We start from the raw sequence: 21,311 nt of genomic DNA on the forward strand, positions 1-21,311 counted from the left end.
TTATCCCTTAATTCCATCGAGCTTTTTTAAGGCTTCTTCAGCTTTGACTGCCAAAGCTTCAGAGTTTTTAATTAATTTTAGTAAGTCAGCTTTTACAGACTTAACTTTTTCAGGAGACACATCTAGCAATAACTTAGCAGCCTTAACAGCTATCCTATTTTCTTCGAGTGATTTTTGTAGTCTTTGTCTACGAAGTTTTGTAGATTCATCTTCAACCTTGTTTTCCACTAGGGCAAGTCTGGCTTTTTTTAGGGCATCAGTTAGTTCCTTGTATTCTACAGCAGTCTTTTTGCTTGCCTTATCTTCAACACTTGTTTCTGCAAGTTTAAGGGCAGCCAAGAAGGTGTCAAAGCTCTTCTTTGTGTATTTGTCTCCATCATTTCTTAATTTGCTTGCTAGGGCAATTTCTTCTTTTAAAGCTAGTTTGTTTTCAAGTGGTTCGTAAGATTTTGTAATAGCCAATCTAGCATCTTTAAGATTTTTAACATAGGCAGCTACTTTTGATTCTGATAACTTGCTTTCATCATAACCGTGATAAATTACAAAACTGTTAGCTTCATTATATGCCTTCAAATAAGCATCTTTTTCAGCCTTTGTCGCATTTCTAAATGATGATGATTCAGTAAAGGCAGGGTTATCATCTACTAATTTTTTTAATTCTGAAATTGAAGCTTTTTTGCCATCTAGGGCATTCATAGCAAGCTTAAGATCTCGAGTAGAATTAACTAGATCTAATCTAGTTGCTTCGTTAGCTAGGTTTCTATCCAATTTAATATTTCTATAAGCTTTATCGAAAACTTCCTCAGACGCTTTTATTTGTCCATCTAGACCCCTTTGATAATAACCACTAGCATTGAAATACCTAGGGGTTTCTATCATTTCCTTAGCTTGTTTGATTGTATTTTGAAGTCCGATATATGCATCATAGAACTCTTGACTAACTGTAATAGTGTTAGTAGCATAAGCTTTTTCTACTTTTGGTCCAAAAACACTAGCTGCAAGAGCTGCTGCTAGTATAACTTTTTTAATATTATTCTTTTTCATATTTCAACCTTTCTATTGTAAATATTTCTACTTTTAATATACTCTTTTTAGCAATTTATCAAAGGATAGGAAAAGAGGCCTGGCAAAATTAGGGACAATACAATTTTAACCTTGCCAAGGCTAGAAAACACTCTAGCCTCGGTCCTTTGTGGTAAATCACTGTTTTATCTGACTTATCTTATTTTGCTTCCGCCTCTTTTTTAAATTTATAGAGATTGAAGAGCTGCTTCAGCTTTTTCAATTAGGTCGCTAGAATCTTTGACTAATTGCTCAAGTCTAGCCTTTGTTTCTTCAGAAAGTGAGTCTGGAACTTCTTCAAGAAGGATTTCTGCTGCCCTAGCTTGAACTCTGTTATTAAAGATTGCATCTTCAAGTCTTTCCTTAGCTGTCATGCCAGGATCAGTCTCAGCTTCGCTAGAATCTTCGCCTTCTTTGTCCTTAGACTCTTCGCCTTCTTTGCCTTCTTTTTCTGTAGATTCGTAGTGTTCTGCGTCTTCTTTGCCTTCTTTTTTAGCAGCATCTTCGCTAGTTGTTGGCTCTTCTACCTTAGTATCTTCGCCCTTGATCTTGTTTTTAAGACTATCACAACCTGTAAGAGTACCTGCGATTAAAAGAACTGCTATAATTTTTTTGTTAGTTATTTTCATTTTTTATCTCCTTTATTAGATGTTATTATAAATATACCCAGAGCTGCAACAAGAACTACTGCAACTTTAGCTATTCCATTTATACCCGTTTTTACGATTGAACCTGGATTTGTTACTGTAGAAACAGGTCTAGTAGTTGTAGGCACCTGTCCTTGTGGAACAAGGGTTTGAGTTGCTGCAAATTTTGGATTGATAAGGTCATTTAATTCTTTTTCGACCCTCAAAGCATCATCCATGGTCATATTTTCGCCAGAAAGTGAATTGATTTTATCAGCTATAGCCTTTCTGTCGGCTGGATTTCCTATCTTCATTTGTTCTTTCTTAAACCTAGCGGCTAGGTCATGGATTAATTTATCAAACTTATCCCCATCTAGGGCATTTTTGGCATTTAGTAATTTGTTGTAAACTGCCCTAACTTGTTCTTCTGTTGGTTTATCATTGTTTTGTATAAAGTCTGTCGCTTCCTTAAGGGCTTGGTCATAAGCATCTCTGAGAACTTTTTGAGCCTTTTGATACTTAAATCCACCTTCCTTAAGTTTTTTATCTTCAGCAATCAAATTATTAAGGTCTTCAAGAAGTTTATCCCTGGTGACGTTTGGATTTCTTTCTAATTCCATTTTCTTGATGATTGCTTGGATCTCTTTTTCTCTCCAAACAGCATCTAAGGCACTGAAAACAGCCTTTTCATCAGAACTTGTTTCGTAAAGTTCTAGGGCCTTATCGAGTTTATCTCTTAGGGCTTGTGGAAGTTTTTTGTATTCCTCACCGTTTTTATAGGTCTTCAAAGCCTTGAGAGTGTGATAGTAATAATTGCTTAGGTATTTTTCCTCAGTGATTTTGCCTTCAATAAAATCTCTAGCATGGTTAATCAAATCTAGGATATCCTTAGCATCCTGGCTATCAAGTTTGCCTGCTTTTTGGAGTTCTTCGGCAACTGCAAGGTATCTTGAATAAAATTCAGCCGCTTTCTTGCGCTCACCTGTAAGGCCTGCCTTTAATTTCTTATATTCTTTTGTTTCCATTAGGGCACGACCATCTATGATAGCATCAGCTAATTTCCTAGCTTGGCTAGTCATTTCGCCGTTAATCTCTGCCCTAGCGTTTTTCAATTTTTTGTATAGGTTATTTAAGGCATTAGCATCTGGGGCAGCTTTATCAAGCTCTTTCTTCGCATCTGCCAAAACTGTAAGATAGTTTAAAATCACATCATCCTTAGTAACATCAGCGTCAACTTTTTTGTACTTTTCGCTTTCAGAAAATTTAGGATGGTCATCAACCAAATCTTTTAATCTCTTATTTAAAAATTCTGCTAGTTTGTTTAAAGCATCATCAAGGTCCTTGTAGGCCTTAGCCATATCTTCAACGCTGGCATCCTTGTTTTTCACAAGCTTAGCCGCCTGGTCCTTGGCCTTAATATAGGCATCCTTAGCTTCTTTTTGATCACTTGTATCATAGATTTGGTCAATCTTTATACCATGAGTCTTAACAAGCAAGGTTTCAAGTGCTTTCCTAGCTGCATCCTTATTATTGAAGCCGTAAAAATCATCAAGAGCCGCTTCCAAAGCCTTAATAGCCCTGTCAATGTCCTCGTCTTTTACAGATGTAGGATTGCCTTTATACTTATCTTCTAATTCCTCAGCTTCAATCAAAGCCTTTTCAAGCTTATCCTTAAGGTCTTTATTTTCCTTAGATTTACTTTCATAAGTCGCTGTACGCCTAAATTCTCTAACCTTTTCAATAGCAGCCTTAAGTTTGTCTATTTTTGTTGTATCAGTTGGTTTTACTTCGCTTATTTTTTTAGATTTAATTTCATCTGTAAGCTTTTTTAGTTGAGCTGATAAGTCTTGGTATTCCTTAAGGTCTTTTAACTTTTCTTTTCCTAAAACAACATTAAGAGCCTTGGTAAAAGCTTCGTTATAAGATTTTTTAAGAGCATCGTCCTTAAAACCAGGTTTTGAAAATATCTTATTGATATTGCCCTTATCATTAATGTAAGATTTCAAAATTCGAATTTCATTTTCAATCTCTTTTGCCTTATCATCGACACTTGGAACTACTTTTATTGTATTTAGACCTAGGTCCTTGCCTTCAATATCGTACCTGGCCTGGGCAAGCTTTCTAAGCTTTTCAGAAATATTATTATAATTTTCTAAACTTTCGCTTTGGTCACTTATGGAATTAAGTTCTTCAAAGGCCTTCTCATAGGCTTCTTTCTTTTCTGGATTTGCTTCAATATACTCAGTTGTTGTTTTAAAACTTTCGTTTTTTTCAATTAAGGCTTGTCTATCTTCCAAAAGCTTTTTGAAATCAATATTAACTTTGACTTCTTTATTTAATTCTTCATCTAATTTGCTAATTTCTTCATCTTTTGGAAGTTCATAGCTAGTCTTATCTTCAAATTTTTCTTTAGCCTTCAAAAAAGCATCAACTAATTCGCTATTAGCTGTAATAAGCTTTTTAAAATCGGATTTATCTATGTTATCCTTTTTTAGAACTGCCATAGCATTAGCAATTTTTGCTGATACAAGCTTATACTCATCAGTTTCTTTTTTTGTATCATTATTAGCTAATAATTTATTAGAATTTATAATATTAATCTTTAGGCTCTTTTGATTATCACTTGCATTTGAAACAAGTTCAGCAAGAGCATTCTCAATACTACTAATATGCTTATCTAATTCTGCTAAGGTGACTTCATTTTTTTTAGAGTATTCTGCAGCATCTATCGCAGCTTTATCAAGCTTGGCTCTTGAAGCATCATCTGCTAAACGATAGTCATTTGAATCTTTATATGATTGATAATAATTAAGGTAATTTTTAATTATACCAATCTTTTCAAGAGCCAATTCCTCTTTACTTAATTCTCTTTTCTCACTGCTCACCTCAGTCGCATAAGACTCACTCACAGCCCCCGAAACGGGGCTTAAAACAAGGCCTAGGGTCAAAAGGCTTGCAATTATTTTTTTATTCATTCATATCTCCCCACAAGCATACGCCTGTTAGCCTAATTATAATATATCTGGGCATTCTTGTCAACAAATACCCAGATTTCAATGCTTACAAGGCTATTCATACTTGGCAAGTAAAATTTTACCTCTCCTAATCAAATCCTCTTGGTTAGCCATCAACCTATCAAGCTTATCCCTCACATCAGCCACCTTCTTAGGCGCTAAATTAATAAGCTGCTTGCAAGCGGCAATAGTAGTCTCAGCATCAGAAATAGCCCTCTTTAGATTTTCGATTTTGCCCCTATCCCTAATCATGACAAGGTTCCTGCGCTTAGCCTTGGCAAGTTCAAGAGCATTCCTCTTCTCCTTGACCTGGTCAAAAATCACATCATTAGCCGCATCAATATTAGGCATCGTAACAGAATCAGAAATCGCATTGACATACTCAACCAAAAGGGCATCATAAGCTTGTTTATCCTTGCCCTCCTTCATCACAAAATATCCCTTAAGATATTTATAAAGGTCATTGGCATTTTTCGCACGGATACTAGCTCCATTCATCTTTGCCCCATTAAGGAAATAAACCCCAAGCATAGGCTGCTCCAAAGAAGGAGTAGTATTAGCCACATAATCATCAAGCTTGGTAGAAACTTCAAGCAAATGCTCCTGGATAGCCTCTTTGTTAGAAACAAGCTTACCATTTTTATTCACATAGGCATGAGAAGACTTATTCACATTCCTATAAGTATCAATAAGAGCCTTATACTTAGCCTCAAGATCACTAATCTCACGATCAAGATCTTTAATCCTTAAATCAATATTATCCTCAGCCCCAAAAGCCAAAGAAGGCGCAACCAAAGCCATACTCATAGCAAGCGACAAAACTCTAAGTTTCTTATTCATAACAAATCCTTTCTTGTAAAATCAACTAGAAAACAATTAATACTTATTAATATTATACCATTTTTTTCACTAAGTGAGTCTATTAATCCAGGATAAACATCTTATAATTTTCTTTTAATATTATCTTATTATAAATTATCATTCTACTTACAATTGAATCTTCGTAACTGGGGGAACCCCAAGGGACTTTTTCACTAGGTGAGTCTATTATTCCAGGATTATTATCTTTAAACTTTAGTTTTAATTTTAATTTTGTCTTATGATATTTTTTCATTATTTACAGTTGAATCTTCGTAAAAAGGGGAGCCCTAGGGAACGTTTCGCACGTTCCCTCATCGGCTCCCCTTAAACCCCTTCCGTTACACCCTCCGGGCGACCCCTCGCGGGGGATATTGTGTTTGCCTTCGGCAAACTATTAATATAGCGGTTCCCCTGTTTGTGTCGAACCATTTTCTGACTTTTTTGACATTCAGTCGGCTAAAATTTGATAACTCGGCTAACGCCTCAAACAATCAAATTTTTATACGCCTCCTTCATTTACAAAAATTCTTGGTCTTAAGTTTTTAAACTCTTCGTATAAGAAAAACAAAACCCATCTAGCAATGTTTGGCAAAGCCAAACGAGCCTGGCAACTCTGGAACTTCGAGACTAATTCTCCCTTTTATCGGGTAAAGATTTCTAATAAAAAGCCCCGTTAAGAAAACTGATTGTTTGAGGCGGAGCCGAGTTATCAGTTTTTAGGGGCTTGAATATTAGGAATCTCTGGGTAAATACACCAACTAAAACAAGGACGTTCTCTCTACAAAAAAAGCTTGCCGAAAAGGCAAGCTTCTGCTTCCGCACTCCGCTTTAGGAGCAGTTGGGGGTGTAGCGTAAGGGGGTTTTAGGGGGAACCAGTGAGGGGGCATCTGCCGCCCCCTTGGGTTCCCCCTATGTACGGAGGGGTCATGTAAATGACCTTAATTATTTTTAAGATACAGTCAATCTCGGATTGATAAAATAAAATAACTTATCTTGGATAAGAAAGAAAAAAATACCTTCTCTTTCCGCTCGTAGAGCCAATATAGGACCCCCAGACATAGCCTTCGGCTTCTACAATCCTATCGTAGTAGACTTTTGCGCCGGGGTAGTAGACTGCTACTATTGGTGCGTAGACACTTGGGGCGGCTCTCACATTTGTCGCAACTCTTATAATCGCCATTCCTATCTTATCAATTATCCTTTCTTGACTCTTCCTCCTATCAATCGGCCTAAAATACCTTTCCTTAGCCGACCTTTTGCGGTCTAGAACAAAACCGAGGCCTGTCGCCATATCTTGGATTGCGACCCCGTTTTTCCTATAAGAGCAATGGATAATTTTATCCTTGGCAAGGAAAATCCCTGTATGCCCGCCCGCACCGGCAGACCTGCCCTCAATTCCCCTGATAAAAATATCCCCACACCTTACATTTTCATAGGAATAAATTTCCTCAAAAATTTTGCCCTTGAGCTTATAAAGACTCTCGGTATTGCCAATAAGACTTCCCCTAGGCAAAAATCCTCCACTAATCAAAGCGTAATAGACAAAGGACGAGCAATCATAAAAACTTGGCCCCAACCTCGCTGGGTAAGCCATACAATAGCCCACCCTCCCCACCTTGGAGAGGGCGAAATCAATCATTTTTTCTCTAGTCATAATCCTCCTACTTCTTAATCTCCCTCAAAATCTCATCAAGCTTGCCATTAATCTGAACAATCAAAATGAGATTCATAACAATCGGGAAACCTACTTGTGAAATTAAATCAACAATGTCCATACTAACATAGAGGCACAAAACTTGCTGACTTTTCTTTAGATAATCCTATCAAAGCAAGCAAGAACTAAAAAAGAAAAAATATAGAGGGTACTAGCCTAAAAAATTCTACTAAAAAAGCCCTAGACCAAGCTAGGGCAATCTTTGTTTTATAAAGGCAAAAACCTTGTTTTTTTCGATTTTAAATAGAAAGTTGCCTCATTCTCCTTTCTATATATTTTTTAGCCGGCTAATAATATATAGAAATTAATCCGCAAATGTCCCGAATTTTTTCTTCAAAATCTCCACCAAATAAAGTGCGATGGTGAATAAAATCGTCATAATGATGAAAACTAGAGGCACGGGAACGAAGTCAAAAAATGCAATCGGCACCCTTGTCAGATACCCATAATTGGCAGAAAGAGCCAAATCTACTGCAAAAATTGTAGAATTAATGACCAAAGAACCAATGCCAATCTCCTTGAAAGTCAAAGACTTTGGGTGATTTACAGTCACAAGTAACCCACAAGCCATAAGGACGTAGTGGTTTAAAATATAGGTCAGATTGGTCACATGAGGCCAGGCAAATTTCGAAGGATCCGGCACAGCAAAAGCCACCAAAGTCCCCACCAAAGCCAAATCAGCAAAAAAAGCCATAGACTTCTCCTTCTTCAAAAGGAAAGCAATCGGCAAACAAATCCCCGCAATCCTGCAATGGTACAAAGGAAGCCCCTCCCTAAGCAACAAATCGTTATCGAGAGTGTACCAAAAATACAAGACCCCCTGCAAAAACACACTAGCCACAAGCAAAAATCTCAAAATCCAAGCCTTCTTCCTGAATTGATATATAAGAAATAAAAATAAAACAAGCCCCAAACGCACCAAATGCATATTAAAAGTAAAACCAGCGTCAGGAGTGGTCCTAAAAAAATAATCCATAAAATTCCCTTTCTTTGATAATAATATCATTATACTCTTTTATCCGAGATAAATTATTTTTTTCTTTCTTATCCGAGATAAGTTATTTTTCTTTCTTATCCGAGATAAGTTATCTTTACTCTAAAATCTAAACTCCCACAGCGCCGTCCCGAGCGAGAAACCTTCAAGGTTTCGACGAGGGACCTTATAAATCCTGGACCAGAATATTCGAAGAAAATAATATCTTTTTTCGTTAATCCGAGATTAACCATATCATAAATTATTTCTCAGTCATTCACATGACTGCTCCGTAACTGGGGGAACCCCAAGATTGGATTTTTTTCTCCTAGATAAATTATTATTTTATCTTTTAAATTATTGTTTTATTTACAATTGAATCTTCGTAATAAGGGGGACCCCTGGGGAACGTTTCGCACGTTCCCTCATCGACCGGAAACCCGTTTGCTTCGCAAACTCCTTCGTGCTCCCGCACTACGTTTCCGGCATAAACGCCCCAAATCAAGGGGCGTTTATGTCCCCCATAACCCCCTCCCGTTACCCCTCCGGGCGACCACTCTCGTGGGACAAGGAGTTTGCCTTCGGCAAACGTGTTGGTATGGAGGAACCCTTGTTTTAGAAAATTATTATCCAAACTTTTTAAAATCCCAAGCCTCCTAAAAATTGCAATCTCGTCTGACTTGTACTTTTTATTTATAAATTAGTTCACAGTAGTTATTGTTTTTTATATTCTCAAAAAACTGTCAGTGCAATTTTCTTCACGGATGCTTGTGATTTTAAAATACAAGGTCTTAAGTTTTTAAACTCTTCGTATTAGAAAGACAAACCCCATCAAGCAATGTTTGGCGAAAGCCAAACGAGCCTGGCAACTCTGGAACATCGAAACCAATTCTCTCCTTTACTATGCAAAGATTTCTAATAGAAAGCCCCGTCAAAAAAACTGATCGTTTGAGCGTTAGCGAGTTATCAGTTTTTAGGGGCTTGAATATTAGAAATCTCTGGGGTTATACGTAATCTTATACAAGGTCATTAACTCTACTAAAGAGGTTTGCCGATAGGCAAACTTCTGGTTTCGCACTCCGCTTTAGGAGCAGTTGGGGGTGTAGCGTAAGGGGGTTTTAGGGGGAACCAGTGAGGGGGCATCTGCCGCCCCCTTGGGTTCCCCCTATGTACGGAGGGGTCATGTAAATGACCTAGATTATTAATGTGATACAGTTAATCTCGGATTAACAAAACGGAAGGTTTTGGTGGAATAAAAAAACCTCCCTTTTTTAAAAAGGAAGGTTTTTGTCAAGTGAGTACCCGGGTATTTATTTTTTAGAAAAGTCCTAAGAGTGCACTCTTATTGTGGGCCTTTCTTAAGATTCTAAATTAATTAGTCTCTTTTGCTTGCTGCGTATGCAACTGAAGCTGCTGCTAGGATACCAGCTACGCCTGCGATGCCTGCGATACCTGTTTTAGCGTTGTTACCAGCTTTTTTAGAAGGAGTTTTTTCTTCTGGTTTCTTTTCTTCTGGTTTCTTTTCTTCGTTAGCTTTTTTGTCTTCTGGTGTGTCTTTGATTAGATCTTTGATTTCGCCAGTTGTTTGGTCTAATTCTTTGATTAGAGCGTCTGTGTCATCTTCTTCAGCAGCGTATGCTGTAGAGATGAAAGCCATTTTCTTTTCAAGTTTAGCGATTTGAGCGTCAGCTTTTTTAACAAGTTCTTCGTTTTTAGCAACTAGAGCGTTAAGTTTAGCTTCTACTTTTTTGATCTTTTCTGGAGAAAGTTCTTTTAGAAGTTTAACTGCTTTGATAGCTGTTTCAGCGTCAGATTTTGCTCTCTTAAGTTCAGCAAGGTTATCTTTCTTAACTTCTTTTTCAGCTGGTTTTACAGTGATTTTGCCACCTTCGATGTTAAGGATAGCGCCTGCACCTTCAGCCCATTTAACTAGCTTATCAAGTTCTTGGTCATATTTTTCACGAGAACCTTCAGCTTCTTTAGTATACTCACCAGTAGTTTGGTCAATTTCACCATTGTATTTTCTATCAGCTTTTACTTTTCTTGCGATAGCTTTCTTTTGGTTATCTAATGCTTCAGAATATGCTCTGAAAGCTTTTGCCTTTGGTGAAAGATTTACTTCTTTTTCGCCAGCTTTAACATCAGCAACTTTTTTAGCGTATGCATCTTGTGCTGCACCGTAAGCTAATTCTTTTTTATTGTATTCTGCTTGAGCTTCATCAATAGCTGTTTTTAAAGCATCGCCTTCTAGTTTATCGCCTTCTGGTTCGCCTTGAGCATTAGCTTTTTTGTTTTCATCAACAAGTGAATTTAGTTTTTTTGCTGCTAACTCAAGTTCAGATTTTGCTGTATTTACTGCATTTTTAGCAGCTTCAATGGTTGCTGGAAGAACTTCAGATGATGAAGCTTTTGCTGCATCGTCATAAGCTTTCTTTGTAGATTTAACTAATGCGTCTGCTGCTTCAACAGCTTTTTTAGCATCTTCTAATTCTTTTCTATCTGCTTCTTTCTTAACATATAATTCTTCTACTTCTTTGATTTTTTGATTATATGCTTCAGATATAAATGATTTACCTGTGTGTCCTTCTGCTGCAACTGCTGGAGCAACTGCACCAAGACCTAGAGCTAGTGCTAATGCACCTGCTGCTAATTTATTCATTTTCATAATTTTAATTCTCCTTTGAATTACTTCTTTTTTTGTTGTGTACTTTTGTGTACTCACTTTACATTTATAATCTTACAATCTTTTCTCCACATTGTCAACACATTTATGCAATTTGTCAATATATATAAAATTTCGCTAAATTTTACTACAATATTTCTACATAATTCATGGGGAATCTTGTCCGAGACAAGAGAATCAGATTGTGAATCCGAGAATTAATGGTAGTAATAACTTTTAAATAAAAGTTTTTACTACCATTAAAGGTAAATCTTACCTTTTTAAGTAAGCAGTCATATATCTTAATGTTTTCTCCCTTTGTAGGGTGGTTTGTAAGATTTCTTCCATTAGTAGGGCTCTGGCTAGGATTTTGTTTTGGATTAGGGCCTTGTTGGTGGTGAGGGTTTGGATTTCTTCTCCTGTGTCTAGGACTATGGAACTGCCTTTGATTTCCCTGATGAATTTGACATTGATGAAGGCTCGGTTGTTTTCCATAATGTCGGTGGATCTGATTTTGAATGGGAAGAAGACGTGGTTGGAGTCTATGGCGTAGGGGATGTTTCTTTGGATTTGGTAGGTTTCTTTGATTTTTTTGTCCATCTGCTTTTTGTTTTTGCCTTTGGATTCGTAGAGGTTTTTGAGGTAGAGGGCAGGTGTGCGTGGGTCGAGGATGGATTTGTCTTCTCTATATATACGGGAATATATTCCCTTGCCTTTTACTTGCTCCGGCAAGATGGCGATGATTTCATAATACATAATTTCTCCTTTCTAGTCCGGTCTTAGACTTTGAATGTACTTTTATTGTACAGTGAAATTTTGTTTTTGGCAAGGGCATGGGGGTTTTTTTGCTAAAAGGTTTTTAGGGTTTTCCTCCCTAGTATTGACCGAGGTGATCGCCAAGCCCGTCGGGACATGACGTGACGCTTCGAATGTTCTGGTCCCTGATTTATAAGGTCTCTCGTCAGTCGCTTCACTCCTTCTGTCGGGACGACGCTGTGGGATTTTTGCATTGTGGTGGGGTGGCGCTTCGAATGTTCTGGTCTTGGATTTATAAAGTCTCTCCTCCACCTGCGGTGTCGTTCGACGGTAGTTTTCGGGCTCACTCTTATCCGTTCCGGATAAAGAGTTCACCTCGAAAAGCCTCGATTAAGGGCTGCCATCAGTTCGCTACGCTCACTGTGGCCAGACCCATTAGAGACGGCGCTGTGGGATTTGGGATTAGTCTGCGCCGTCCCGACTGAGAGAGCAAGCCTGCCCGGCTCTAGGAGGGCTCTCCATGAAATGGTCGAGCGTAGCGAGATAGCAAGGTTTCGACGAGGGACCTTATCGCTTGAGGACCAGGATGAACGAAGAAATACTCTTATATCATCTGATAATAAAGATCATCCCAGTTTGGATTCATTTTGTTTATTAAGTTTATCTTTTTCTCTCTTCTGTAGCCCTTTATTTGATCTTCTCTTGTTCTGGCGTATTCGTAATCTTCGAATACCTCGTAGTAGACAAGCTTGATTATGTTATATTTATCTGTAAAACTTCCCTTGTCTAAATGATTTTTGTGTTCATATGTACGTCTAACGATGTTATTTGTATATCCCGTATAAAATCTCTTGTTATATTTTGTTGTGAGTATATAAACAAAATGATACATATTTTCTCCTTTTATTTCTTTAGTAATCTTATACCCGATTTATTTGATTTTAACTTCTTGTTATTTAGTGCTTAATCATTCAATTCCTAGGTTAGATCTTCGAATATTCTGGTCCAGAATTTATAAGGTCCCTCGTCGGCCTACGGCCTCTGTCGGGACGGCGCGGTGGGATTTGGGTTTTTTTAAGAAAGAACTTATCTTGGATAATAAATAAATAACGATTAAAAAAATTCATAAAAAAAAAGGCTATTTTCATAACCTTTTCTTCAGTATCCTCATTGCCCACAATATAGCAATGATTGATACTCCTACATCTCCGAAGATTGCTAACCACATTGAGGCGTGGCCCAGCATGCCTAGGATTAGGATGAGGACTTTTACTGTCATTATAAATGTGATGTTTTGCCTTACTGTGGAGTTGGTGAGTTTGGCTATTGTCATTAGTTTGGCCATTTGGCTGAATTCGCCGTTGGCTATTAGGATGTCGGATGATTCTATGGCGAGGTCTGATGCGGTTTCGCCCATTGATATGCCGACATTTGCGTTTTTGAGGACTGGGGCGTCGTTGATCCCGTCGCCTACAAAGACTACTTTGCTGCCCTTGTTTTCATAGTCTAGCATGATGTCTAGCTTATCTTTTGGCATTACTTCTGCATAATAGTCTGTAAGGCCGAGTTCTTCTGCCAAGTCTCTGACTGGGCCTTGTCCGTCGCCTGATACTACGGCGATTTTTTTGAAGTGATTTTTAAGACTTTCTATTGTCTTTTTGCTGTCTTTTTTGATCTCATCTTCTATGATGACTTTGGCGATTGGCTTGTCGTTGATGGCTAAGTAGACAGCTCTAGATCCGTCATTTTCTATGCCGATAAATTTGCCTGATCCGATTTTGACTTCTTCACCTCTAGCGCTTTCTGCTAGGACTCCTAGGCCGCTTTTGTTGTCGATTGTTGTAAATAGGTCTGGTTTTTCTTGCCTATCCATTGAGTTTACAATACCTCTGGCGATTGGGTGGGTGGACATTTTTTCGATGTTGTAGATATAATCGAGGGCCCTTTCCCTATCGTAGTCTGCCAAAAATTCTATGTCTTTGACTACAAATTCACCTGTGGTGAGGGTGCCGGTCTTGTCTGATAGAAGTATATCTGCCGCTTCTAGTTCTTCCAAATATTGGCTGCCTTTGATTAAGATTCCTTCCCTGCTTGCAAGGCCTAGGCCTGACATGAAGGAGAGTGGGACTGATAATACTAGGGCACATGGACAGGATAGGACGAGGAAGGTGGCCGCTCTTAGGAGATAGTCTGACCAAGCCCCGCCCATAAAAAGTGGTGGGACGATGGCAAGAATTGCCGCAAATCCTACTACAATTGGTGTATAAACCTTGGCAAACCTGCTGATTAGTCTTTCGGAGTCGGATTTTGACATGTGAGAATCTTCGATTAGTTCGATGATTTTTGCCGCAACGGAGTCGTCAAATTCCTTGGTGGCTTTATATTTGATGATGCCCTGGCTTATTATTGATGAGGAGATTATCTCATCATTAGGTCCGACTTCTACCGGCATAGATTCGCCTGTGACTGAAGATGTGTCAACTAGGGCGTTTCCTTCGATTATCACCCCGTCTACACCGACTTTTTCCCCATCACGGACCATCAAGATGTCGCCCACTTCTACATCATCAAGGTCGATTTCCTCGATTGTCCCGTCGTCTAGGACCTTGTTGGCAAGGTCTGGGACTAGGTCGAGTAGGCTTTTGATGTTTTCCTTGGATGAATTGGTGGCAATTTCCTCAAAAAGTTCGCCAAAACCGTAGAAAACCATTACTGCGATGGCTTCGAGGTATTCGCCGATTATGAAGGCGGTAAGTGTGGCTATGGTCATGAGGAAGTTCTCATCAAGGGCCTTGCCACGTTTGAGACCTTCAAAGGCTTCTTTGAGGACCTCCCAGGCTGCAAGGAGATATAGGCCCAGATACCAAAGTCTTACGATATGGATATTGACCCAGGCGATGTGGGAGTCAAAATATGCTAGGGCAAAGCTAAGGATGACTATTAAAACAAGCTTTAAAAAAGTTTGTTTATGGTCATTTGTCATTGATTTTAGCATCTAGTCCACCAAAATTTTTGATCCTGGTTCAATCTTGTCTGCGATTTCATTTGATTTTGCGATTAGGTCTTCAAGGTCAATATCATCCGCTAGGTCAAATTTGACCTTTTCTGATAAGAATGAAACTCTAACGCTGTTGACTCCCTCTAATTTAGAGATGGCTTCTTCAATTTTGGCTGCACAGTTGGCACAATCTAATCCTTCAATTTTGTATTTTGCTTTCATAAAATCCTCCTTTGGTCTATTCGCAAATGTGTTCTAGACCGATTTCTATAATTAATTTCACGTGGTCATCGAGAAGGGAATATATAATGGACTTGCCCTCCCTCTCGCTTTTTACTAACTTGTTTTTCTTTAGGTTTCTTAGTTGGTGACTAATGGCCGATTGGCTCATATCAAGGCTTTCGGCTATGTCGCCCACACTTACCGGCCCTTCAAAGAGCCTGTACATGATTCTCATCCTTGTAGAATCTGAAAAAATTTTGAAAAGGTCGGCCAAGTCGCTTAGGACATTGTCCGAAATATTGTCTATGTCTACCTTCATCCACACCTCATTTCATTTCTATATTTGTACATATGAATGTATCTTCATATGAATATTGTAGCATATATAAAAATTTTGTCAAGATTTTCGGGACATTTTCCAAAAAATTTCTACTTATTAGTACGGCGCCAAGAAAAAAATATAAGGAGTAAATATGAAAATTAAAATTAAGTATGATCTTAAGGACGTTGAAGGTGTTGGCAAAAAGACTTATACAAAGACCTTCTCCCAAGTAAACCAAGCAGCTACTAAAGAAAATTTGAGAAATTTTACTGAGGCCTACCTTAGTCTAGTTAAAAGCAATGGCCAAGGAGTTAATTATGTAATCTACAAGGCAAACGAAGAAAAAATCGATGAAGGACAATTAGGTTAAGGAGGAATAAATAATGGAAAAAACAATAAAAAGAAAATTGAAATTATACTTCAAAGACGCTGAAAATACTCAAAGAACTGTATCTATCGACTATCCAAAAGATAATTACCAAGATGCTGATGTCAAAGCTGCTATGGATAAAATCATAGAATCTGGTGTTCTTGAAACAAAAAAAGGCAAGGTCACAACAAAAGCCAATGCCGAAATGGAAACTATTGAAAAATCACCATTTGATGTGACAAAAGCTTAAAAAAGACCCCGTGTGGGGTCTTTTTTGTTATTCCGAGAATAACTGCATCATCTATATTTTTTCAGTCATTTACATGACTGCTCCGTATCTGGGGGAACCCCAAGGGACCTTCCGCAGGGTCCCTCATCGGCCGGAAACCCGTTTGCTTCGCAAACTTTTTCGTGCTCCCGCACTACGTTTCCGGCATAAACGCCCCAAATCAAGGGGCGTTTATGTCCCCCAGGCCCCCTTTCCGCTACACCCCCGAGCGGCTCCTTATGCGGAGGGCGGGTAATGAAGCTTGCTTCTCGCAAGCTTTTTTATGTAGAGATAATTACCTTGTATAAGATTACGTAACTCCCTACAGATTTCTAATATTCAAGCCCCTAAAAACTGATAACTCGGCCTCGCCTCAAACAATCAGTTTTCTTAACGGGGCTTTCTATTAGAAATCTTTGTTCGATAAAAGAGAGAATTGGTCTCGAGGTACATACAGAACTTAGGCTCGTTTGGCTTTCGCCAAACATTGCTAGATGGGGATTGTCTTTCTTATACGAAGATATTAAAAAACTTAAGACCAAGAATTTTTGTAAATGAAGGAGGCGTATAAAATTTGATTGTTTGAGGCGTTAGCCGAGTTATCAAATTTTAGCCGACTGAATGTCAAAAAAGTTTGGATATAGTTCAACACAAACAGGGGAACCGCTATATAAACAGTTTGCCGCCAGGCAAACACATTGTCCCACGAGAGTGGTCGCCCGGAGGGGGTAGCCGAAAGGGGTCTGGGGAGTCGGGTTGGGGAACGTGCGAAACGTTCCCCTGGGACTCCCCAGTTACGAAGATTCAACTGTAAGTAAAATGCTGATTTACAATAATAAAGAAATATTAAAACCATATTATAAGATGTTAATCCTGGATTAATAGACTCACCTAGTGAAAAAATATTGTTTCGTCTCGGACGAAAATTAAATTAATCCTTTGTGGTCTTTTTTAATAAACCTTAGTTTTTTCTTGTCGTCTTCTAGTTTGCCTAGGATTGTTTCTAGGTTTCTTAGGCTTTTGGCTACGTCAAATTCCCTGTATCTCATCCTGGTTCTGAGGCCTATGTCATCTAGTATGCCATTTACCCTGCCCGCTTCTGCCATTTTTGCTGGGAGCCTTAGGCTTTTGGCTAGGTTTTGGTCATATAAAAGGAGGTCGGATTCGAGATTTAGGAGGTCTTGTTGGATCTTATTTATGGTTGCGTTTAGCTTGTCTGTCCTTTTTTTCCTGATTATGTCGCCAAAAATATTGCCACGAAAACGGCTTGATGTGGTGTAGGAATACTGGTCTTCCATTTTGCCCATGGCGAGCTTGATCCTGGCCCTTGTTTGCCTTACTTTTCTAATCATTTTGTCAGTTTTTGCTATTTCTAAATCTATGTTCATGATAATTTTCCTTCCACTGTAGTCTTTTATATTATATACCCATTTTTCAAAATTGACCTTCATTTTATGATTAGTATAATTTATATATAAAATATAGAAATGAGGATAATATGGCAGAAATACTATTTTATAATACACATCTTGCAAAGGACTATGATAAATTTAAAGAAATTTGCGAGACTAATGACGTTAAAATCATCGAAGTTAAGGAGGACCAAGTTGACCATTATGTGGGATATTTGCTAGGTCTTGAGGGCTTTTCTGATGAAAAGAAAACAGATATCGACGAGAAAGCAAATATAGACTTTGATTTTATTCTATTTTCTAATTTCGATAATGAAAAGATGTTCAGGGTCATGGACGAGCTTAGGGAAAGCAAAGCCAATGTCCAACACAAGGCTGGCACCACCCAAAATAACATAAGCTGGTCACTAAGAGAGCTTTTGATCGAAAACGACAAGGAAGCCAGAACCATGGGCCTTATCCACAAAATCAACGCCCAACTAGAAAAAGCCTCAAACCTCAAAGAAAAATACGGCGAAGACGCCAAAACCAAGGCCCTAATAGGAGAAATCCAAGGATTTTTCCAAGACTCATCAATATTCGATATAGACAAAGCCAAGGATTATTATTTGAAATTGATGGATGAAAATTTGAGGGTTGAAAAAGAAAATAATTTTTAATCCAAGATTAAAGGTAGTAAAAACTTTTAAATAAAAGTTTTTACGGTTTTCAAAATTTCTCAAGGTGCAAAGCACCGCAGCAGAAATTTATGAAAAACCTGATGATTTTTTCACTAGGTGAGTCTATTAATCCAGGATTAAAATCTTATAATTTACTTTTTATATTGTTTTATTATTATAAATTATCATTCTACTTACAGTTGAATCTTCGTAATAAAGGGGACCCCAGGGGAACGTTTCGCACGTTCCCCCATCGGGTCCCCTTTAAAACCCCTTCCGTTACCCCCTCCGGGCGACCACTCTCGTGGGACAAAGAGTTTGCCTTCGGCAAACTTGTTGATATGGAGGAGCCCTTGTTTTAGTAAATTATTATCCAAACTTTTTTAAAATCCCAAGCCTCCTAAAAATTGCAATCTCGTCTGACTTGCGTTTTTTATTTGAAAATTAGTTCACAGTAGTTATTGTATTCCTAATTGTAAAGGACCGTCAGTGCAATTTTCTAAACGGAGTATTGGGATTTTAAAATACTTGACCTTGGGATTTTTCACTTCTTCGTTTAAAAATAAACACTAATTTGGCAATGTTTGGCGAAAGCCAAACGAGCCCAGCAAAATCTGGAGCCTCGAGACCAATTTTACCTTTTATCGGGAAAAGATTTCTAATCAAGGGTTGCGTAAAGAAAATCGCTTGTTTGAGGCGAAGCCGAGTTTGCGATTTTTAGCAACCCGACTATTAGAAATCTGTGGGAAGATACGTAATCTTATACAGGGTAGTTCTCTCTACACAAAAAAGCTTGCCGAAAAGGCAAGCTTCATTACCCGCACTCCGCATAAGGAGCCGCTCGGGGGTGTAGCGGAAAGGGGGCCTGGGGGAACCCAGTGAGGGACCCTGCGGAAGGTCCCTTGGGGTTCCCCCAGTTACGGAGTGGTCATGTCAATGACCTTGATTATTTTTAAGATACAGTTAATCTCGGATTAACGAAAAATATAACTTATCTAGGATAAGAAAGAAATATATCTCACCTAGTGAAAAATGATTGTTTCGTCTCGGACGAAAAAGAAAAAAAATAGTATAATAGATGTATGATTAAACTAATTACCATTGACGTGGATGGGACTTTGGTCACTCCACTTAAGAGATTAACTAAAAAAAATATCATACAAATCGACAGGGCTAGGGATCTTGGTGTTCATATTGCCCTTGCTTCTGGCAGGCCTTTTCATTCTATGGAAAGATATATCGAAAAGCTCGGCCTCATGGAGGAGGGGCATTTTACTGTCTGCCAAAATGGGTCTTACATAGTGGACAATGCGACTAAACAGCCGATTGGAGGTTCTTTTCAGACTGTAGACGACTTGGCTAGGCTTGATAAGCTGATGGAGGGCTTTGATGTGGAAGTCTCTGCCATGGACGACGTTGGTTTTTATACAAGACACAAAAACCCAAGTTTCTACACCAAGGCTGATGCCTTTATCAATAAACTTGCCTTAACACCTGTAAATTACGAAGATTTCCCTGAAGATATGCATTTTGGAAGGTTTCTTGTCCTCGGATCCGCATCAAGCATCAAGGAAGTTTTGGCTAATATGCCAAGTGAAGTGACCGATAATTACTATGCTGTCCAGACCGCACCATTTTTGATAGAGGTCATGAATAAAACTGCCAACAAGGGCCACGCCGTAAGGCAAATGGCTGCCAAACTCGGGATTACTGCCGACGAAATCATGTCCATAGGCAATGAGAAAAATGACATACCAATGCTAGAACAAACAGGTTTTCCTGTGGCAATGGCAAACTCAGTCCCAGAGCTTAAGGCCCACGCTAAATTCATCACCAAATCCAACCTCCAATCAGGAGTAGGTTATGCGGTGGAAAGACTAATTGACAATGGCTTAAAAAGATTTGAATAAGCAAAACGACTCTATTGAGAGTCGTTTTTTAGTCCTATTAAAAAATTTAAAAACAAAACCTTAGTCTAACAAGGCTTGGTATTCCTGGCTTCCCTTTCTTATCCTCATTGGGTCTTTGAAGAAATCTTTTTCTAGCCTGGTCAATACTGGGGTCAGCCTTATCAAAGCGTAGAGGTTTGGAAGGGCCATGAGTCCGTTTAGGATATTTGAAACTGTCCAAGCGAGGCCTAGGTCCATATTTGCGCCGACAAAGACAAAGATTACATAAATTATCCTATAATATTTTTTAACTCCTTCGCCAAGTAGGTAGGAGATGGCGAGTTCTCCGTAATAGGCCCAACCGAGTATGGTTGAAAAGGCGAAAAGGCTGATTCCAAGCGAAAGGATAAGGCCGCCGATTGATGATGTGGACGAAAAGGCATTGGCAACCAAGGTCCTTGCATCAACTCCTACTGACCTGTCCACACCTGTTGTTAAAATAACTAGGGCTGTGAGCGAACAAATCACCATTGTATCGACAAAAACTTCTGTCATGCCCCAAAGTCCTTGGCGGACTGGATGGTCTGTGGAAGCTGAGGCGTGGGCCATTGGTGATGAACCTAGTCCGGCTTCGTTGGTAAATACTCCCCTAGCCACACCAGCAGACATGACTTGCTTAATAGAAAGTCCGACCACTCCCCCAGCCACACTCATCGGTGCGAAAGCACCAACAAAAATTGATTCGATAGAAGGGATTAGATTTGCCCTGTTGAGGAAAATTATCCAAATTGATCCTAAAATATAAAAAAATGACATAAAAGGCACGAGCTTTTCGGTTACCTTAGAAATTGTAGCAAGACCGCCGACAACGACAATAGCTGCAAGACCGCTTAGGATAAGGCCAGTTACAAGGGTGCTAATGCCAAAATTATCCCTCAAAACACCGGCAATGGCGTTGGATTGGGTAGAATTGCCTATACCAAAAACTGCAACTGATGCAAAAATAGCGAAAAGTTTGGCGAGATTTTTGTTTTTTAGGCCCTTTTCTATATAATACATAGGACCACCAACAAAAGAACCGCCCCTTTTTTCCCTATAGGCAAGGGCTAGAGTTACCTCGGCAAACTTGGTAGCCATGCCAAAGATAGCGGCAACCCACATCCAAAAAATAGCACCCGGCCCGCCCATGATAATGGCAAGGGACACACCGACGATATTGCCAGTGCCAACTGTGGCAGCAAGGGCAGTAGCAAGGGCTGAAAATGGTGAAATATCACCATCCGCCTCATCATTCTGCTCAAAAATCTTACCCAAGGTATTCCTAAGGGCAAAACCCAGCTTCCTAAACTGGATTCCTCCTAGCCTGATACTAATATATATACCAGTCCCCATGATGCCTAAAATAAGGGGCAACCCCCACAAAAAGTTATTAAAACTCTCAATAATCTGTCTCATAATATCTTCCTTAAAAATGTTATTTTATTATTTTATTCTAATAATTAT

Annotated in this window: 19 protein-coding genes; 4 read left to right on the forward strand and 15 right to left on the reverse strand. The window is 38.8% G+C overall.

Annotation, left to right across the window (positions count from 1 at the left end):
• The 13 genes from J2Z38_RS08075 to J2Z38_RS08130 all read right to left on the reverse strand — a co-directional run bounded on the left by J2Z38_RS08075 (window position 1) and on the right by J2Z38_RS08130 (window position 15,207).
• The gene (locus J2Z38_RS08075; RefSeq protein WP_209774666.1) at window positions 1–1,044 is read right to left on the reverse strand and encodes a hypothetical protein; all 1,044 of its coding nucleotides are present in this window, start codon (window positions 1,042–1,044) and stop codon (window positions 1–3) included.
• Window positions 1,045–1,250: 206 nt separating this feature from the next.
• On the reverse strand, window positions 1,251–1,691 hold the full coding sequence (locus tag J2Z38_RS08080) for a hypothetical protein (protein WP_209774668.1): 441 nt from the start codon (window positions 1,689–1,691) through the stop codon (window positions 1,251–1,253).
• Entirely contained in the window at window positions 1,688–4,663 is a 2,976-nt protein-coding gene (locus J2Z38_RS08085; protein WP_209774670.1) for an FIVAR domain-containing protein, read from the reverse strand. The genes J2Z38_RS08080 and J2Z38_RS08085 overlap by 4 nt, the downstream gene beginning before the upstream one ends.
• A gap of 93 nt (window positions 4,664–4,756) precedes the next feature.
• Window positions 4,757–5,542 (reverse strand): hypothetical protein, encoded by a 786-nt coding sequence (locus tag J2Z38_RS08090; protein WP_209774672.1) that lies wholly within the window; start codon window positions 5,540–5,542, stop codon window positions 4,757–4,759.
• A gap of 1,009 nt (window positions 5,543–6,551) precedes the next feature.
• The gene (locus J2Z38_RS08095; protein WP_209774673.1) at window positions 6,552–7,217 is read right to left on the reverse strand and encodes a peptidoglycan amidohydrolase family protein; all 666 of its coding nucleotides are present in this window, start codon (window positions 7,215–7,217) and stop codon (window positions 6,552–6,554) included.
• Between the two features lie 7 nt (window positions 7,218–7,224).
• A complete protein-coding gene (locus J2Z38_RS10680) occupies window positions 7,225–7,338 on the reverse strand; it encodes a YvrJ family protein (protein WP_223419101.1) in 114 nt (37 codons plus the stop codon).
• Window positions 7,339–7,581: 243 nt separating this feature from the next.
• On the reverse strand, window positions 7,582–8,253 hold the full coding sequence (locus tag J2Z38_RS08100; RefSeq protein WP_209774675.1) for a YwaF family protein: 672 nt from the start codon (window positions 8,251–8,253) through the stop codon (window positions 7,582–7,584).
• 1,372 nt (window positions 8,254–9,625) lie between these two features.
• Window positions 9,626–10,915 carry a hypothetical protein gene (locus J2Z38_RS08105; RefSeq protein WP_209774677.1) on the reverse strand — a complete coding sequence of 430 codons (1,290 nt, stop codon included), beginning with the start codon at window positions 10,913–10,915 and terminating at the stop codon, window positions 9,626–9,628.
• Between the two features lie 270 nt (window positions 10,916–11,185).
• Complete coding sequence (locus J2Z38_RS08110) at window positions 11,186–11,668, reverse strand: hypothetical protein (RefSeq protein WP_209774680.1); 483 nt, start codon at window positions 11,666–11,668, stop codon at window positions 11,186–11,188.
• Between the two features lie 604 nt (window positions 11,669–12,272).
• Window positions 12,273–12,560, reverse strand: a complete 288-nt coding sequence (locus J2Z38_RS08115) for a GIY-YIG nuclease family protein (protein ID WP_209774682.1) — start codon at window positions 12,558–12,560, stop codon at window positions 12,273–12,275.
• Between the two features lie 252 nt (window positions 12,561–12,812).
• Window positions 12,813–14,663 (reverse strand): heavy metal translocating P-type ATPase, encoded by a 1,851-nt coding sequence (locus J2Z38_RS08120; protein WP_209774684.1) that lies wholly within the window; start codon window positions 14,661–14,663, stop codon window positions 12,813–12,815.
• Window positions 14,664–14,888, reverse strand: a complete 225-nt coding sequence (locus J2Z38_RS08125; RefSeq protein ID WP_209774686.1) for a heavy-metal-associated domain-containing protein — start codon at window positions 14,886–14,888, stop codon at window positions 14,664–14,666.
• Between the two features lie 16 nt (window positions 14,889–14,904).
• Complete coding sequence (locus J2Z38_RS08130; protein ID WP_209774688.1) at window positions 14,905–15,207, reverse strand: ArsR/SmtB family transcription factor; 303 nt, start codon at window positions 15,205–15,207, stop codon at window positions 14,905–14,907.
• A gap of 154 nt (window positions 15,208–15,361) precedes the next feature.
• Between J2Z38_RS08130 and J2Z38_RS08135 the strand changes: the two genes are divergently transcribed.
• Together J2Z38_RS08135 and J2Z38_RS08140 are read left to right on the forward strand one after the other, a co-directional pair.
• Entirely contained in the window at window positions 15,362–15,580 is a 219-nt protein-coding gene (locus tag J2Z38_RS08135) for a hypothetical protein (protein WP_209774689.1), read from the forward strand.
• A 13-nt stretch (window positions 15,581–15,593) separates the two neighbouring features.
• Complete coding sequence (locus J2Z38_RS08140) at window positions 15,594–15,830, forward strand: DUF2922 domain-containing protein (RefSeq protein ID WP_209774691.1); 237 nt, start codon at window positions 15,594–15,596, stop codon at window positions 15,828–15,830.
• A 944-nt stretch (window positions 15,831–16,774) separates the two neighbouring features.
• Here the strand turns inward: J2Z38_RS08140 and J2Z38_RS08145 are convergent.
• A complete protein-coding gene (locus tag J2Z38_RS08145) occupies window positions 16,775–17,236 on the reverse strand; it encodes a hypothetical protein (protein WP_209774693.1) in 462 nt (153 codons plus the stop codon).
• Between the two features lie 110 nt (window positions 17,237–17,346).
• On the opposite strand from J2Z38_RS08145, the gene J2Z38_RS08150 reads away from it, so the two are divergent.
• Both J2Z38_RS08150 and J2Z38_RS08155 read left to right on the forward strand, forming a co-directional pair.
• On the forward strand, window positions 17,347–17,919 hold the full coding sequence (locus J2Z38_RS08150) for a DUF3783 domain-containing protein (protein WP_209774695.1): 573 nt from the start codon (window positions 17,347–17,349) through the stop codon (window positions 17,917–17,919).
• A 1,082-nt stretch (window positions 17,920–19,001) separates the two neighbouring features.
• Window positions 19,002–19,829: a Cof-type HAD-IIB family hydrolase gene (locus J2Z38_RS08155; RefSeq protein WP_209774696.1), complete on the forward strand. Its 828-nt coding sequence runs from the start codon at window positions 19,002–19,004 to the stop codon at window positions 19,827–19,829.
• Window positions 19,830–19,889: 60 nt separating this feature from the next.
• Here the strand turns inward: J2Z38_RS08155 and J2Z38_RS08160 are convergent, their stop codons facing one another.
• Window positions 19,890–21,263, reverse strand: a complete 1,374-nt coding sequence (locus tag J2Z38_RS08160; protein WP_209774698.1) for an alanine/glycine:cation symporter family protein — start codon at window positions 21,261–21,263, stop codon at window positions 19,890–19,892.
• Window positions 21,264–21,311: the final 48 nt, after the last annotated feature.

Origin of the sequence: Anaerococcus degeneri (assembly GCF_017874475.1) — a bacterium.
Lineage (GTDB): Bacteria > Bacillota > Clostridia > Tissierellales > Peptoniphilaceae > Anaerococcus > Anaerococcus degeneri.